The 13,676-nt window shown below is 65.4% G+C and carries 14 protein-coding genes; 8 read left to right on the top strand and 6 right to left on the bottom strand.

The features are described from left to right. The first annotated feature begins 21 nt into the window (after window positions 1-21). The 3 genes from ACVWWQ_RS09785 (at window position 22) to ptsP (ending at window position 2,604) form a co-directional block, all read left to right on the top strand. Entirely contained in the window at window positions 22-414 is a 393-nt protein-coding gene (locus ACVWWQ_RS09785) for a PTS sugar transporter subunit IIA domain-containing protein (RefSeq protein ID WP_099653778.1), read from the top strand. A gap of 8 nt (window positions 415-422) precedes the next feature. Continuing rightward, the gene (locus ACVWWQ_RS09780) at window positions 423-692 is read left to right on the top strand and encodes an HPr family phosphocarrier protein (protein WP_099653779.1); all 270 of its coding nucleotides are present in this window, start codon (window positions 423-425) and stop codon (window positions 690-692) included. A gap of 169 nt (window positions 693-861) precedes the next feature. Further along, on the top strand, window positions 862-2,604 hold the full coding sequence (gene ptsP / locus ACVWWQ_RS09775) for a phosphoenolpyruvate--protein phosphotransferase (RefSeq protein WP_133947732.1): 1,743 nt from the start codon (window positions 862-864) through the stop codon (window positions 2,602-2,604). 49 nt (window positions 2,605-2,653) lie between these two features. On the opposite strand, the gene ACVWWQ_RS09770 is transcribed toward ptsP, so the two are convergent. After that, entirely contained in the window at window positions 2,654-3,547 is an 894-nt protein-coding gene (locus ACVWWQ_RS09770; protein WP_133947734.1) for a LysR substrate-binding domain-containing protein, read from the bottom strand. Window positions 3,548-3,634: 87 nt separating this feature from the next. Here ACVWWQ_RS09770 and ACVWWQ_RS09765 point away from each other — a divergent pair, with 87 nt between their 5' ends. From ACVWWQ_RS09765 to ACVWWQ_RS09750, 4 genes are all read left to right on the top strand, one after another. Then, window positions 3,635-4,672 (top strand): YeiH family protein, encoded by a 1,038-nt coding sequence (locus tag ACVWWQ_RS09765; RefSeq protein ID WP_133947736.1) that lies wholly within the window; start codon window positions 3,635-3,637, stop codon window positions 4,670-4,672. Between the two features lie 311 nt (window positions 4,673-4,983). Then, the gene (locus ACVWWQ_RS09760) at window positions 4,984-5,439 is read left to right on the top strand and encodes a hemerythrin domain-containing protein (protein WP_099653783.1); all 456 of its coding nucleotides are present in this window, start codon (window positions 4,984-4,986) and stop codon (window positions 5,437-5,439) included. A gap of 361 nt (window positions 5,440-5,800) precedes the next feature. Next, window positions 5,801-6,643: a PP2C family protein-serine/threonine phosphatase gene (locus tag ACVWWQ_RS09755; RefSeq protein ID WP_133947738.1), complete on the top strand. Its 843-nt coding sequence runs from the start codon at window positions 5,801-5,803 to the stop codon at window positions 6,641-6,643. 26 nt (window positions 6,644-6,669) lie between these two features. Then, window positions 6,670-7,638 (top strand): LysM peptidoglycan-binding domain-containing protein, encoded by a 969-nt coding sequence (locus ACVWWQ_RS09750; RefSeq protein WP_133947740.1) that lies wholly within the window; start codon window positions 6,670-6,672, stop codon window positions 7,636-7,638. Window positions 7,639-7,663: 25 nt separating this feature from the next. Here the strand turns inward: ACVWWQ_RS09750 and ACVWWQ_RS09745 are convergent, their stop codons facing one another. The 4 genes from ACVWWQ_RS09745 to creD all read right to left on the bottom strand — a co-directional run bounded on the left by ACVWWQ_RS09745 (window position 7,664) and on the right by creD (window position 12,306). Further along, complete coding sequence (locus tag ACVWWQ_RS09745; protein WP_133947742.1) at window positions 7,664-9,382, bottom strand: protein kinase domain-containing protein; 1,719 nt, start codon at window positions 9,380-9,382, stop codon at window positions 7,664-7,666. A 10-nt stretch (window positions 9,383-9,392) separates the two neighbouring features. Beyond that, window positions 9,393-9,917: an FHA domain-containing protein gene (locus ACVWWQ_RS09740; protein ID WP_099653787.1), complete on the bottom strand. Its 525-nt coding sequence runs from the start codon at window positions 9,915-9,917 to the stop codon at window positions 9,393-9,395. Between the two features lie 350 nt (window positions 9,918-10,267). Beyond that, window positions 10,268-10,960, bottom strand: coding sequence for a tRNA (adenosine(37)-N6)-threonylcarbamoyltransferase complex dimerization subunit type 1 TsaB (gene tsaB, locus ACVWWQ_RS09735; RefSeq protein ID WP_133947744.1), 693 nt, complete (start codon window positions 10,958-10,960; stop codon window positions 10,268-10,270). Further along, entirely contained in the window at window positions 10,957-12,306 is a 1,350-nt protein-coding gene (gene creD / locus ACVWWQ_RS09730) for a cell envelope integrity protein CreD (RefSeq protein WP_133947746.1), read from the bottom strand. The genes tsaB and creD overlap by 4 nt, the downstream gene beginning before the upstream one ends. Before the next feature lie 183 nt (window positions 12,307-12,489). Here creD and lepB point away from each other — a divergent pair, with 183 nt between their 5' ends. Continuing rightward, a complete protein-coding gene (gene lepB / locus ACVWWQ_RS09725; protein WP_457383377.1) occupies window positions 12,490-13,158 on the top strand; it encodes a signal peptidase I in 669 nt (222 codons plus the stop codon). 48 nt (window positions 13,159-13,206) lie between these two features. On the opposite strand, the gene ACVWWQ_RS09720 is transcribed toward lepB, so the two are convergent. Next, a complete protein-coding gene (locus ACVWWQ_RS09720) occupies window positions 13,207-13,671 on the bottom strand; it encodes a hypothetical protein (RefSeq protein ID WP_133947748.1) in 465 nt (154 codons plus the stop codon). Between the last annotated feature and the right edge of the window lie 5 nt (window positions 13,672-13,676).

The raw sequence follows: 13,676 nt of genomic DNA, 5'->3' as shown, positions 1-13,676 counted from the left end.
CACCTTCACGACATCGCCGCCATGAGCGTGGGCGTGCTGCTGATGACCCACGAAGCGGTCGGCCAGGCGATCATCTCGGCTGCGCACCACGTGATGCCCAAGCTGCCGCTGCGGGTGGCGGCGGTGGAAGTGCCGCCGAGTGCGGATCCGGACGTGATGCGCACGCTGACCGCGCACCACGCGCGCGAACTCGACCACGGCGACGGCGTGCTGATCCTGGCCGACCTTTATGGCGCCACGCCGTGCAACATCGGTCTGTCACTGGGCGCGCTCGGCGTCCGTCTTCGCTGCGTCTCCGGCCTCAACCTGCCGATGCTGCTGCGTGTACTCAACTATGCCGAAAAGCCGCTGGACGAACTGGCCGAGATTGCCGCCAGCGGTGGCCGCGGGGGAATATTCATCGACCATGCGTAACTCCATTCATGCTTGAACAAGAAGTTGTCATCTCCAACAAACTGGGGCTGCATGCCCGCGCCTCGGCCAAGCTGGTGCAGTTGGTGCAGGGTTTCAAATCCACCGTGTGGCTGGTCAGCAAGGGTCGCGAAGTCAACGCCCAGAGCATCATGGGCGTGATGATGCTGGCCGCCGGCCTGGGCAGCCCGTTGACGGTTCGTGCGGACGGTCCGGACGAGGCCGCGGCCGTGGCCGCCGTGGCCGACCTGTTCGAGCGCAAGTTCGACGAGGGGGCATGACTTGCATGGGAATCGGCATGAGCAGCCAGCCAACGGCTGAAAGTCGGGATCCGGCATTCGACAAGGCCGGCAGCGCGCAACAGCCAATGAACCGCCGGCAGGTGCGTGCCCGCTTGTGGGCGATTCCCCCAGCCCGACGCCCCGTTCCCGGAGAAACCAGGAGCCACCCGTGAGACACGTCCTGCCCGGCACGGTCGCTGCACATGGCATGGCGCTCGGCCGCGCTCGCCTGGTGCAACCCAGTCGCTACGCGGTGGACACCCGGCCGTTGGGCGAGGACGAGATCGACGGCGAGCTGGCAGAACTTCACCGCGCGCTCGACATGGCGCGCCAGGAACTTCGTGAATTGCGTAGCCGCCTGCATGGCGCGCTGGCTCGCGAAGTCAACGAATTCATCGACGCACACAGTCTGCTGCTGGACGATTCGGAGCTCTTGCGCGGACTGGACGACCTGATCCGGATCGGCCACTACCGCGCCGGCGCCGCGCTGAAGAAGCAGCGCGATCGCCTCTCGGCGGTGTTCGAGGCGATGGACGACCCCTACCTGCGCAGCCGCAAGGAAGACGTCGAACAGGTGATCAACCGGGTGATCTCCGCGCTGCAGCGGCAGACCAGCCCGGAAGAACGCAAGCTGGCCGCGCGGGTGGGCGAGATCCTGGTGGCCGATTCCATCGCCCCCGGCGACATGGCGCAGCTGGCCGGCAACGGCCTGCTCGGCGTGGTCGCCAGTTCCGGCAGTGCCTACTCGCACAGTGCCATCCTGGCGCGCAGCCTCGGCCTGCCGATGCTGGTCGGCACGCGCGATGCGCTGTCCAACATCCACGACGACGACCTGATCCTGCTCGATGCCGAAGGTGGCGAGGCGATCGTCCATCCGACCGCGCAGGACCTGTCGCGCTATCGCGCCTGGCAGCGCGAGGCGGCGATCGAGGGACGTCGTCTGGCCAAACTGGCCAATGCGCCCACGCGCACCCGTGACGGCGTCGAGATCGCCTTGCTGGCGAATGCCGAAACCCCGTCCGACGTGGCCATGGCGCGCGCGCGCGGCGCCGATGGCGTGGGTCTGTATCGCACCGAATTCCTGTTCCTCAAGCACAAGGGCCTGCCTTCGGAAGACGAACAGTTCATCGCCTACCGCGACCTGGTGATGGGCATGGGCGGCCTTCCCGTCACCATCCGCACGCTGGATCTGGGCGCCGACAAAGCCGACGCCGCCGGGCTCAGCCTGCGCGGTGAGGACAACCCCGCACTCGGCGTGCGCGGTGTACGCCTGTCGCTGCGCTATCCCTCGGTATTTTCCACGCAGATTCGCGCGATCCTGCGCGCCGCCTGCTACGGCCCGGTGCGCGTGCTGGTACCGATGGTGACCCAGCCGGACGAACTCATCGCGGTGCGCACGCTGTTCAAGCTCGCGCGGCAGGATCTCAAGCGCGAGAACGTCGACCTTCCGGAAAAGCTGCCACTGGGCGCGATGATCGAAGTGCCGGCCGCGGCCATCAACGTGCGCGCGCTGCTTGAGCATGCCGACTTCCTGGCCATCGGCACCAACGATCTGGCCCAGTATGTGCTGGCCGCCGACCGCGGCAACGATGCTCTGGAGAATATCTACAACCCGCTGCAGCCGGCCCTGCTGCGGTTGCTGTCGCACGTGATCAGCGCCGGCCGTCGCGCCAAAAAGCCGGTCAGCCTGTGCGGCGAGATCGCCGGCGACGCGAACTTCACCGCCCTGCTGCTGCTGCTCGGCCTCAACGAATTCAGCATGCACCCGGCGCAGATCCTGCTGGTGCGCGACCGCCTCGCCACGCTTGATCACGCCAACCTGCGCCGCCACCTGGCCCCGTTGCTGCGCGCGCATACCCACGAGCAGGCCGAAACGATGTTGAACCACATCGTGGGCAGCACCGCGGCCTGACGCGCGGAATGTCATCCGCAGCTGCCGCCCTGACGTCGTGGCGCCACGCTTACTCTGCGCGATCTGAACCGATGTTTTCGAGGAATGCGTCCAGCAGCGCACCGCGATATTTCTGTCGGTGCAGCAACAATGACAGCTTGCGGTTCAAATCGAGGAACGGCGTCTTCAACGCCTTCAATCGTCCGGTCGCCAGTGCGTCGGTGACCGCCACGGCGGGCAGACAGGCGATGCCCAATCCAGCGACCACGGCCTGCTTGATCGCTTCGATCTGATCGAGTTCCAGCACGGTTTCGCCCGCTGGCAGCTGCGACAGCACGCGCTCACTGGTGGCGCGCGTGGCCGAGCCGGGTTCGCGCAACACCCAGCGCGCACCGGCGAAATCGGCGGGTTTCAAACTCCGCTTGCGCGCCAGCGGATGTTCCGGCGGCGCGCACACCACCAGCAGATCGTCGCGCCACGGCCGCACTTCCAGCAGCGGATGCGTCACCGGGCCTTCGACGCAACCGATGTCCAGACTGTGATCGAGCATGCTGGCGGCAATCGCCTCGGTGTTGGCGACGCGCAGGCGAATGGCGACCTGCGGGTGCGCGCGCACGAAGCCGCCCAGCAGCTCACCGACCCGATAATTGCCGACCGTGTTGCTGGCTCCGATGCGCAATTCGCCGCCCAGTTCGGCACCGTCCTCGCGCCCGCGTCGGCCGAATTCGGCATGCCGCTCCAGCAGTTCCTGGGCCAGAGGCAGCAATTCGCGGCCACGTGCATTCAAACGCAGGCGGCCGCGCTCGCGATCGAACAGCGGCGCATCGAGCTGTCGCTCCATTTCCGCCAGCGCCATGCTGGCGGCCGGCTGGGTCAGGTACAAGCGTTCGGCAGCCGCGCGCACGCTGCCCAGCAGCGCGATTTGCACGAATACATCCATTTGCCGCGGGCTGATATTGATCATCAGCCTATCTTATACGACCGATCACACATTCCAAGTTCTACTTATCGTTGTGCGAGCGGACAATGGCGGCCATCACAGGAGCCCATCATGTCCACCATTGCCACCTCACCCTCGCCCAACCTCATTCGGCAACGCGCGCCCGGCCTGCTGCTGGCCATCGCGATCGCGCTGCTGGCCTGGTTGCTCGGCCGCTGGGCGCCGCTGATTGGCGGACCGGTGATCGGCATCGTGCTCGGCATTCTGGTGGGCAACCTGCTCTCGCCGGGTGCACGTTTCTCGCCCGGCATCGCGTTTGCCGGCAAGAAGGTGCTGCAGTGGTCGATCATTGCGCTGGGCTTCGGACTCAGCCTGGACCAAGTGGCGAAGACCGGCCTGGAGTCGCTTTCGGTCACCCTGGTGACGATGACCGTGGCCTTCCTCTCCGCCTGGGGACTCGGCCGCTGGCTCGGCGTGCATGACAAGTTGATGGTGCTGATCGGCGTGGGTACCGCGATCTGTGGCGGCTCGGCGATCGCCGCCGTCACGCCGATCATCCGCCCCGACGACCACGACACCGCGTTTGCGATCTCCACCATCTTCCTGTTCAACGTCGTGGCCGTGCTGCTGTTTCCCCTGCTCGGCCACCTGATGCATCTGAGCGACCTCGGCTTCGGCCTGTGGGCCGGCACCGCGATCAACGATACCTCTTCGGTGGTCGCCGCCGGCTACAGCTTCAGCCACGCCGCCGGTGATTACGCCACGATCGTCAAGCTGACCCGCGCCACCCTGATCATTCCCGTCTGCCTGGTGATGGCCTTCGTGGTCGCCGCTCGCGAGAAGCGCAAGCATGCCGCCGCCGGCAGCACCGGCAAGTTCAGCCTGGCCAGCATCTTCCCCTGGTTCATCCTGTGGTTCCTGGTGGCCTCGGCCCTGCGCACCGCCGGCCTGATTCCCGTCGCGATCCAGCCCGCGCTGCACATCCTGGCCGAATTCCTGATCATCGTGGCACTCACCGCGATCGGCCTGTCGGCCAACGTCCGCAAGATGATCTCCAGCGGACCCCGGCCCATCCTGCTCGGACTGGGCGTGTGGATCGCCGTGGCGGTGAGCAGCCTGCTGGTGCAACTGGTGATCGGACAGCTCTGACAGCAGTGAGTGGCGAGCAACGAGCGAGCTGTCGCGCTCTTTGCCCGCTCGTCGCATTCAACCCCGACTCGAGATCGCGGATGCATGGGCAACGACCGGCGACAGGGTTGTCTGCCGACTCCAGCCGTGCGACCTCACCGGAAAACGGCGGGCAGTGCCCGCCCTACGCCCCGCTCTGGCGATAGGCAGCCATGGGACATACGCGTTCTCGACAAGGAAAGTGATCAGCTTGACCGTCATTGAAGTCGAACCTTGGTTCGCGCCACGAACCGCAGAAGACTTTCGCTTTCACCCTTCCACGGAATTTGCGCATGACCGACAACATCTTCGAAGCCCTTCGCGAAAGCCACCAGATTCAGCGCTCGCTGATGCGAAAACTGACGCTCTCGAAAGTTGGCGAACACCGGGTGGAAGTGTTCACCCAGCTGCGCATCGAACTGGCGGCGCATGAAGCCGCGGAAGAACGCTACCTGTATGCGCCGATGCTGATGGATGACCGGGGGCTGGACTCCTCCCGCGATGCGCTCGCCGACCATCACAAGATGGACGAGATCGTGGCGGACCTGCAGACACCCGACCACGCCGGCCGCAGCTGGATGGCCAAGGTGCGCCAACTCTCGAAGGAACTGCACGATCATCTGCGCGAGGAGGAAAGAATCTTCTTCCAGCTTGCGGGGAAGATTCTGGATGAACCCGCCAAGTCAGCGCTGGCGAAAAAGTACCGCAAGGACTACCAGCGCATGCACGAGAAGCTCGCACAAACCTGACCAGCGACATCCGTCAGGCCTTGCCCTGCTCCACCAGCGTCAACGCCACCGATGTCGCGCAGACAAAACGGAATGGACGTGCCGGCCGGCACAACCATAGGCATCTCCGTGAGCCTGCACCCGCCCGGCGAGCTGGATGGCCAGATCGGGATGGCCACAGGTAGTCCTCTGCAGCCGCCGACTCCCGGCCGACTCCGACATCAATCCATCCAGATCCATGGTGCGTCACAGTTTTCGTTCGTGAGAGTGATGCACGCGCGGCGATGCGCCACGGCGGAGAAGTCACCAAAGCTATAATGCGCGAGAAATGATGCAGGCCTGCCTCCGCGGTACGGCCGCCATGATCAGGGGTCGCTGAACGATGGACAAGGATCTCGAGACCCGCACCTTGCCGCTGGTCGCGGCCGGACGTGCGCGCGGCGGCCGCCCGACGCAGCAGGATGATCTGATTTGTCTGCATGATCCCGAGCAGGATGCGCGCCTGCTGGTACTGGCCGACGGCATGGGTGGCGACGGAGCTGGCGAGCTCGCATCTGCCGGCGTCATCGACGTGGCCCGCCGGTTGTGGGAGCAGGGTCTGTGGCGCGACCAGCCCGGCGCGCTGTTTCTTGAAACCTTGTGCCAGGACGCTCATGCCGAACTGCGTCGCCGAGGGCGTGGCCTGGCCTATGGGGAACCACATTCAACCGTCGTGGCCTTGCTGACAAGGGGCAGCCGCGCGTACTGGGCCCACGTCGGCGACAGCCGTCTGTACCGCTTTCGGGGCCGGCGCTGCCTGGACTGCACCGAAGATCACAGCGTGGCCCAGCTGCGGGTACGCCGTGGTGAACTGGCGGCCAGTCAACTGGGCAGTGATCCGGAGCAACACAAGCTGTTGCGAGGACTGGGCGGAGCACAAGCGCCCCAGGTCGATCACGGTGGCGCCCTGTTGCGCCCCGGACAGACGTTCGCCTTGTGCAGCGACGGCGTATGGGAAAGTCTGTCGACGCAGGATCTGGGGCGATTCACGCGTCGGCGCAATCAGCGCCGCGCCCTGCGCGAGGCGTTGACGCAAGCGCTGGAACGCGGCGGGGAGGATGGTGACAACGTGGCACTGATCCTCGCCCGGACAGGCTGGAAAGAGTGGCTCTGGCGATGCAGTCACCGGCTGTGGTCTGGCGTGACCGGCAGCACGACTCGCCATCAACGCGATGTAATGGCCTGACAGTCAGGCCGAATGGAGCAGAACGCATGACAGTGACACGATCACCGGACCATCGCCGGCAACTGCCAGGACCCGTGCCCATCGCGGCGCTCCTGATCACGCTGGTCATGTCCGGCTGTGCGCAGATGGACAAGCTCAAGTCACGGGTCGGCGGGCAGTCCACGCATCAGTCCACGGAGGTCAGCCGCGCCGATGCAGCGCGGGCGGCGCATGCTGGCGGTGACGTCTCGTTCGCCGCAATCGTCAACAATCAACTTCAACACGGTGACTACGCAGAGGGCGAAAAAGCGCTGCGCAGGTATCTTGCACAGCATCCCGGTGATCGGCCGGCTCAGGCCATGCTGCGTCAGCTGACCACCAATCCCGAACAATGGCTTGGCCGCAAGTCGCAACCTCATGTGGTGCAGGCAGGTGACTCTTACAGCACGCTGGCCGCCCGCTACCTGGACGACGCCAGCCTGTTTCTGATCCTGGCCCGCTACAACGGCTCGACCAATCCGTCGCTGCTGCGCGTCGGCGACACGGTGCAAGTGCCGACCACCGCCGCACGCAGTTCAATGCCGACCGCAATCGTATCGCCCAATGCAACCGGCCCCGACCGCACCACATCCGCGCAGACGACCATCGGCATCTCGCCAACCATCGGGCGGGACGTGCCAACCACCAGGGAATCACCCGCAACCAAGGCAAAACGCCTGCAACGGGAAAGCGTGGCGCTGCTCGACGGTGGCCACAAGGAACAGGCGCTGTCACGGCTCGACGAGGCGCTGGCTGTCGACCCGCAATTGGCGCCAGACGGAAACAAAGCCGTGTCCCTGCGCAAGGATCTTGCAGCCTCGCTCCACCAACGCGCGATCGTGCTGTATCGCGACCAGCGCCTTGATCCGGCTATCGCCCTGTGGGATCGCGTACTGGCGATGGATCCGCACTACGAGCCGGCCGTGGTCTATCGAACCCGGGCACTCGAACTCAAGCGCCGACTCAAGCAACTCTGAAACGGGGGCGACCTGGTGTGTCCGGTCAACCGTGCGTCCACGGCGTATCGTCGTCCCGCACCGCGGCAGACAGGATTTGCGTAGGTCGTGTGATGTCCGCGGTTGCCGCCTGCGGTGCAACGGGCTGCCGGGAGCGCTGCGGACGGGCCTGCAGCGCACTGTTCATCAGGTTGAAGGTGGCGAACAACCGCCCCAACTCATCACGGCGAACCAGCCGGATACGGTAGCGAAAATCACCCCGCGCCACCTTGAGCAACGCATTGCCGAGCAGATCCAGCAGGGTCAGCAGTCGTCGCGACATCCACCAGGCGGCACCCACCACCACGGCCAATGTGGCCAGCAGCACGGCAATGATGACCCACAAGGTGGTTTTCTGCGCGGCACGAAGTGGTGCGTCGCTGACTCCGAGACGCAACTCGCCCACCGTCGCCAACTGGTAATGAACCGGCACATCGAACAGCAGCATTTCGTCCAGACTTTTGCCGTTCACGATGCTGCCCCGATAGCTCGCGATATTACCCGCTTGCGTCAACGCCCTCTGTCCCGTCAGCACGGGCAGCTTCTGACCGACTTGATCGGCCTGGGTACTGGCAATGATTTCGCCATGACGATCAGCCACGGCCAGATAGTGAATCTGCTGGTTGCGGGCAATGTCCTCGACCAGCGCACGGGTGGCGGCGCGATCGCCGAGCAGCAGATCCTCGGCCGACTCGCTGGCAACCATGCGCCCCAACGAACTGCCGAAGTCCCGTGCCAGACCGGTAATGGCAGCGTTCTGCTTGGCGTGGATGGCGGCCAATCCCAACAGCAAGGTCACACTCAAAATGGTGCCGAGGATACCGACCCAGCGCAGCCGCAGCGAGATGATTCGAGTAGCCAGTGGCTTTTCGGTCTGCCGCTCGCACTCGCGGCGAGCCAGTCGCAAATCATCCACAACCTCGGCGCCGCGCTGATAGCGAGCCGCAGCTTCCGGAGCCAGCAAGGTGTGCACGATATCGAGCAGAATCGACGGGGTGGACGGATCACGCGGCTGGATTGCCGGCCGCGGCAACCGCTGGCGCTCCAGCATCAACTGACGCATGTCAGCGGTATCCGGCCACGGCAACTTGCCGGCAAGCAGCCAATAGAGCACCACACCCAGCGAAAACAGATCGGTGCGCGCATCAGTGGACTCACCGCGCAGGTGCTCGGGCGCCATGTATGCCGGGGTACCGGCAATCTCGGTGCGCGGACGGTGGCTGTCGCCCAGCCCCCCGCGACGATCGGCAATGCCGAAGTCGTTGACCTTGGCCTGCCGCCAGCCGTCGGCCAACATGATGTTCTCGGGCTTGATGTCGTGGTGAATCACACCGTGGGCGTGGGCATAGTCGAGTGCACCGGCGACCTGCGTGATCAACTCGATCATCGCCGGCAGCGGCGGAAACCCCTCCCGCTCCACCCGGCTGGCCAGGGTCTCGCCCGAAAGGCGTTCCATCGCAATGTAGGCGCGGCCGTCGTCGGTCTCCCCGACGTCAAACAGGGTAACGATATGCGGATGAGTGAGGTGGCCGGCGGCCCGTGCCTCGACCAGAAACCGCTCGCGATAGGCGGGGTCGGCGGCGATCTTCCGATGCAGGCATTTGATCGCCACCTGGCGTCCAATGTCCGGGTCGAAGCCGGCGTAGACCACAGCCATTGCGCCTTCACCCAGGACACCATCAATGCGGTAGCGGCCCACCTTTTGCGGCATGGTCGCTTCGCTCACGGCGTGCGTATCAAACCAGCCACCAGGCCAGGACACCCAGCCCGGCCAGCACCAGCACGCCGGTCACCACCCAGCGCAGGCGCACCGTGCCGCCAATGCCGCGCTCACGGGTCAGAAACACAAACTCTGCCTGACCCAGCCGGATATGGTCACCGTGTTTCAGGATCGCTTCATGGATGCTCTTGTCGTTGACGAACGTGCCGTTGGTCGAGAGCGTGTTCATGATGACGTAGTGACCGTGCTGGTTGATGATCCAGGCGTGGCCAGACGAGACGCTCGGATCGTCGACGACAAAGTCGTTGCTGCCGGCTCGGCCGATGGTCTGCCGGCCCGAGCGCAGCGAGAAACGATGACCCTCCAGTCCCGCACTGATGCCTTCGAGCACCGGCTCGTGGACGCTGGCACGCCCGTCTGACCCGAGCTCCGCTTCACTGGCGTACTGACGCAATTCCGCCGCGGAAAACAGCTGAGTGCCCTGCGGCCCTGCAGAGCGTTTACCAACAGGGCGAAGCGGTGTTTGCGCGGGGCTGTTCATTCGGAGGCTCAGGAAAAGAGTCAGACGTGGAGGCAACTCACGATTGTAACCAACCGCCTCGTCATCCGGACCCGGGAAAGCCGTGCAGGAGCGGCGGCGTCTGTGTGAACGGATGGGCAATCAGCCGGCTGGCCGCATACCTCAAGGCGTCAGCATGCCATCCGGCGCGTGAAGTGCATCGTCACGTCGACATGGCACTTCCGCCAGGTGAAGCCGGAGAAACCGCCATTCACGGAAGCTGCCATGCCTGGATTCGGCGGGGCAGGAAGCACCCGTCGGGCGAACGGATCAAAACGAATGGATCAGATCAACTCGGACCGAACCGGCCGCACAGCCTGGCCCGCCGTCAACTATGCCTTGCCCTGCTCCACCAGCGTCAACGCCACCTTGTCGCGCAGATAGACCGGCAGCGCCAACTCGGGCGCCTGCCCGTGGCCGGCATTGAACTCACGTAGCGCCAGCTCGGCGACATGGGCAGCCTGCGGGTAGCGCAGGCCATCGGCCGAATGCAGCGTGCCGGTGAGGCACTGGCTGAGCACCGTGGCATAGGTAGCCCAACCGCTGCCGACCACCTGCCAGGCGTCCGCCTCCGGCAGCACCAGAGTGTCAGGGGTGCAGATACGCTCCTCGTCCAGCGCGATCAGGCCGCCGTTGTCGTCGCGGCGGTAGCAGGCGGCATAGATCTCGCCCATGCGCGCGTCGATCACGGCGAGAATCGCGGCGCCCTCTTCCTCCGGCGCTTCCAGCGCCAGTGCAGCCAGCGAGGAAATGGTGATCACCGGAAGATCCAGCGCCAGGGCCATGCCTTGTGCCAGTGACACGCCCAGGCGCACGCCGGTGAACGCGCCGGGGCCGCGGCCGACCGCTATGGCATCCAGTGCGTGGCGGCCGATGCCGGCTTCGGCCAGCAATTCGTCGGCCATCGGCAATACCCGTTCCGTGTGCCGGCGCGGCGCGATCTCGCTGCGCGCGATCAGTTCATCGCCGTGGATCAGGGCGACGGAGCAGGCTTCGGTGGCGGTTTCGATCGCGAGCAGGTTCATGATTTGTCCATGATAGCGGCTGCCGGCTCGGCTGCGGTTGGAGCGTACGCATACCAGTCGATACCGCGGGTCAGATACATCATCAGCGCCACCATCGCCAGCAGTACCAGGGCACCGATCAGCAGCGCGTATTGCTCGGCCGCGATCAGCCCGTAGAGCATCGCGTAGATCAGCCCCAGCACGCCACCCAACAACAGCCCGGCCCGCCGCGCACGCAGTACCGCCGTGGCGTATCCGCCCACCAGTACCGCTACCGCCGTGGCGGCCAACGCATAGGCCGGGCCAAAGCCGATCTGTTCGGACAGCGCCAGCAGCACCACGTAGAACGTGGCCAGCGCCGCGCCGACCAGCAAGTATTGCACCGGATGCACGCGCAGGCGCTTGAGGATTTCGAACAGGAAGAACGCCACGAAGGTCATCGCGATGAACAGCAGCCCGTATTTCCCCGCGCGCACGTTGCGCTGGTACACGTCGACCGGCTGGTAGAGCTGCACGCCGAAAGTGGAGGCCTGCAGGGTCTTGTCCATGCCACCGGTCGCGTCATTCCAGTGCTGGCCGTAGCTGCGATTGAGATCGAGCAGATGCCAGTGCGCGCTGAACCCGGCGGCATCGATGCTGTGTTCCAGCGGCAACGCCGCGCCGATGAAGCCGGGGTCGCTCCACGGCGCCTGCACGGTCACGTCGGTGCTGCGCGCCAATGGCAGCCATTGCAATGCTTCGGTACCGGCCAGCTTGAGGCTGACCTGCACATCAAGTGGCTGATCGCCCAGCGTGTCAAGGTCGATCGGCACCACCACGTTCGGCCACGGGCCAAGCCGGCTGGCCGAGGACTCAAAGCGCGCCGGCTGTCCGTTGATGCGCAGGTCGCTTACTTCCTGCAGCCCGCGCAAGTCGCCGATCGGCAGACGCAATTCGGCCTTGCCCGCCTGCCACGGGGCGTCGCTGTCGCGGCGGAATTGTGCGATGTCCTGCGCACGAAATTGGCCGCCGAGCTTCACCGTGGCGACAAACACCGGCGCGCTGTAGATGCCGTAGCCGCGCTTTTCCACGGTCATTGCCACGTCCATCTTCAACGTATCCGCCAGCACCGTCTCGCTGCCTGCGTGCCATGACGGCGTGGTGGCGCCGGTCGACGTCTCCTGCCGCAGCGTCGGCACCACCAGCACCGGGCCGCCCAGCACCTGGCGCGCACCCCAGCCCTGCGCGATCTGGGCGATCGCGCTGGCCCGCAGTTGCTGGCGCTCGCGCACCAGGCCGCTCACCTGCATCAGCGGTATCGTCATCAGCAAGGCCAGCATGCCGATACCCAATACCTTGGCCGTCACCGTCCGTGTCCATGAACCCATCGCACCATCCTTACCCGGAATGAAGTGTCGACTACACCACCAGAGGCGGCGACAACGCGGGCAAGCGCGGGCCTTATGCCGGCCACAGGATGGCAGCGGGATGACAATGAAACTTCAGCCTGCCGCCGCGGTCATTGCCAGAACAGGCACACCAGCCGACTCGAACGGGCGAATGCCATTCACGTGATCGCGCGATTCCTGACCCGCAACAAGGGCTTCATCACCTTCATGTTGTGCTTGCTGGTGTTCCGCAGCGCGGTGGCCGACTGGAACGTGGTGCCGACCGGCTCGATGCAGCCGACCATCCGCATCGGCGACCGCATCCTGGTCGACAAGCTGGCCTATGACGTGCGCCTGCCGCTGACCCACGTTTCGCTGATGCACCTGGCCGACCCGCAACGCGGCGACATCGTGGTGCTGGATTCGCCGGCCGCCAACGAACGGCTGGTGAAGCGGGTGATCGGCCTGCCCGGTGATGAGGTGGCGATGCGCGGCAACGTGCTGTTCATCAACGGCCGCCCAGCCGTCTATACGGCAAGCCGCTACACAGGCATCCACGATGACCTGCGCGATCCGGCGCACTACGAAACCGAACGCTACGGCAGCGTGCGCCACGCCATCCGCCTGTCGGACCGTCGCCCCAGCCCGGCCAGCAGTTTCGGGCCGGTGCAGGTACCGGCAGGCGAGTATCTGCTGCTGGGCGACGACCGCGACAACAGCATGGATTCACGCTACTTCGGCTTCTTCCCGCGCAATGAAATCGTCGGCCGTGCCCGCCATGTGGTCATTTCGCTTGACCCGAAACACCACTACCTGCCGCGCCGCGAGCGCTTCGGCGCCGCGCTGGAATAGGCGCTGCCGATACTGCTCGCTTGCCACCACGGCAGGACGGCAGCCCGGTCAGTCGCGTGCGCCGTCGCGAACGGCATGCAGAAAGCCGATCACTTCGTCAGCGCGACCCAGCGAAACCAGCTCGGCCGCCGTGATATCTCCGAATTCCGCAATGCGGGTGCGGCGACACCATAGACCGGCCTCGACGGGATCGGGCTCGATCTGCACGGCGGCCTTCAGCACGTCGAGCAAGGTGGTGACAGGTTCCACACGTACGGGAGGAGGTCCGTCGTTCGCGGATGCGGGCAACGCGCCGTGATCCAGCCCGGCGCTGCTCACCGACAGCGCCGCCCGAGCCCGGGCCGTGATCTCGTCCGCCCATGGATCAGGCGCAACCGGCGAGCAAGCATGGCGCGAATGGGAAGTATCGACCGGCCGGTCACGCGCGTCCCAGGTCGGGTCGACACGTCGCTCGCAGCCGGTAACCCGCCAGTCCGGCCTGACCTCGGGGGCGGTGGAAATACGCTGTTTCATGAATG

The sequence above is a fragment of the Rhodanobacter sp. TND4EL1 genome (assembly GCF_054061035.1).
This window is presented reverse-complemented; position numbering and strand designations above follow the sequence as displayed.

Excerpts from the sequence above, each read along its gene's own strand:
- ACVWWQ_RS09740 (WP_099653787.1), bottom strand. The coding sequence starts at position 9,917 with ATGAACAGCCCCGCGCAAACACCGCTTCGCCCTGTTGGTAAACGCTCT.
- tsaB (WP_133947744.1), bottom strand. The coding sequence starts at position 10,960 with ATGAACCTGCTCGCGATCGAAACCGCCACCGAAGCCTGCTCCGTCGCC.
- creD (WP_133947746.1), bottom strand. The coding sequence starts at position 12,306 with ATGGGTTCATGGACACGGACGGTGACGGCCAAGGTATTGGGTATCGGC.
- ACVWWQ_RS09750 (WP_133947740.1), top strand. The coding sequence starts at position 6,670 with ATGACAGTGACACGATCACCGGACCATCGCCGGCAACTGCCAGGACCC.
- ACVWWQ_RS09765 (WP_133947736.1), top strand. The coding sequence starts at position 3,635 with ATGTCCACCATTGCCACCTCACCCTCGCCCAACCTCATTCGGCAACGC.
- ACVWWQ_RS09780 (WP_099653779.1), top strand. The coding sequence starts at position 423 with ATGCTTGAACAAGAAGTTGTCATCTCCAACAAACTGGGGCTGCATGCC.
- ACVWWQ_RS09755 (WP_133947738.1), top strand. The coding sequence starts at position 5,801 with ATGGACAAGGATCTCGAGACCCGCACCTTGCCGCTGGTCGCGGCCGGA.
- ACVWWQ_RS09770 (WP_133947734.1), bottom strand. The coding sequence starts at position 3,547 with ATGATCAATATCAGCCCGCGGCAAATGGATGTATTCGTGCAAATCGCG.
- ACVWWQ_RS09760 (WP_099653783.1), top strand. The coding sequence starts at position 4,984 with ATGACCGACAACATCTTCGAAGCCCTTCGCGAAAGCCACCAGATTCAG.
- ACVWWQ_RS09785 (WP_099653778.1), top strand. The coding sequence starts at position 22 with ATGAGCGTGGGCGTGCTGCTGATGACCCACGAAGCGGTCGGCCAGGCG.
- ACVWWQ_RS09720 (WP_133947748.1), bottom strand. The coding sequence starts at position 13,671 with ATGAAACAGCGTATTTCCACCGCCCCCGAGGTCAGGCCGGACTGGCGG.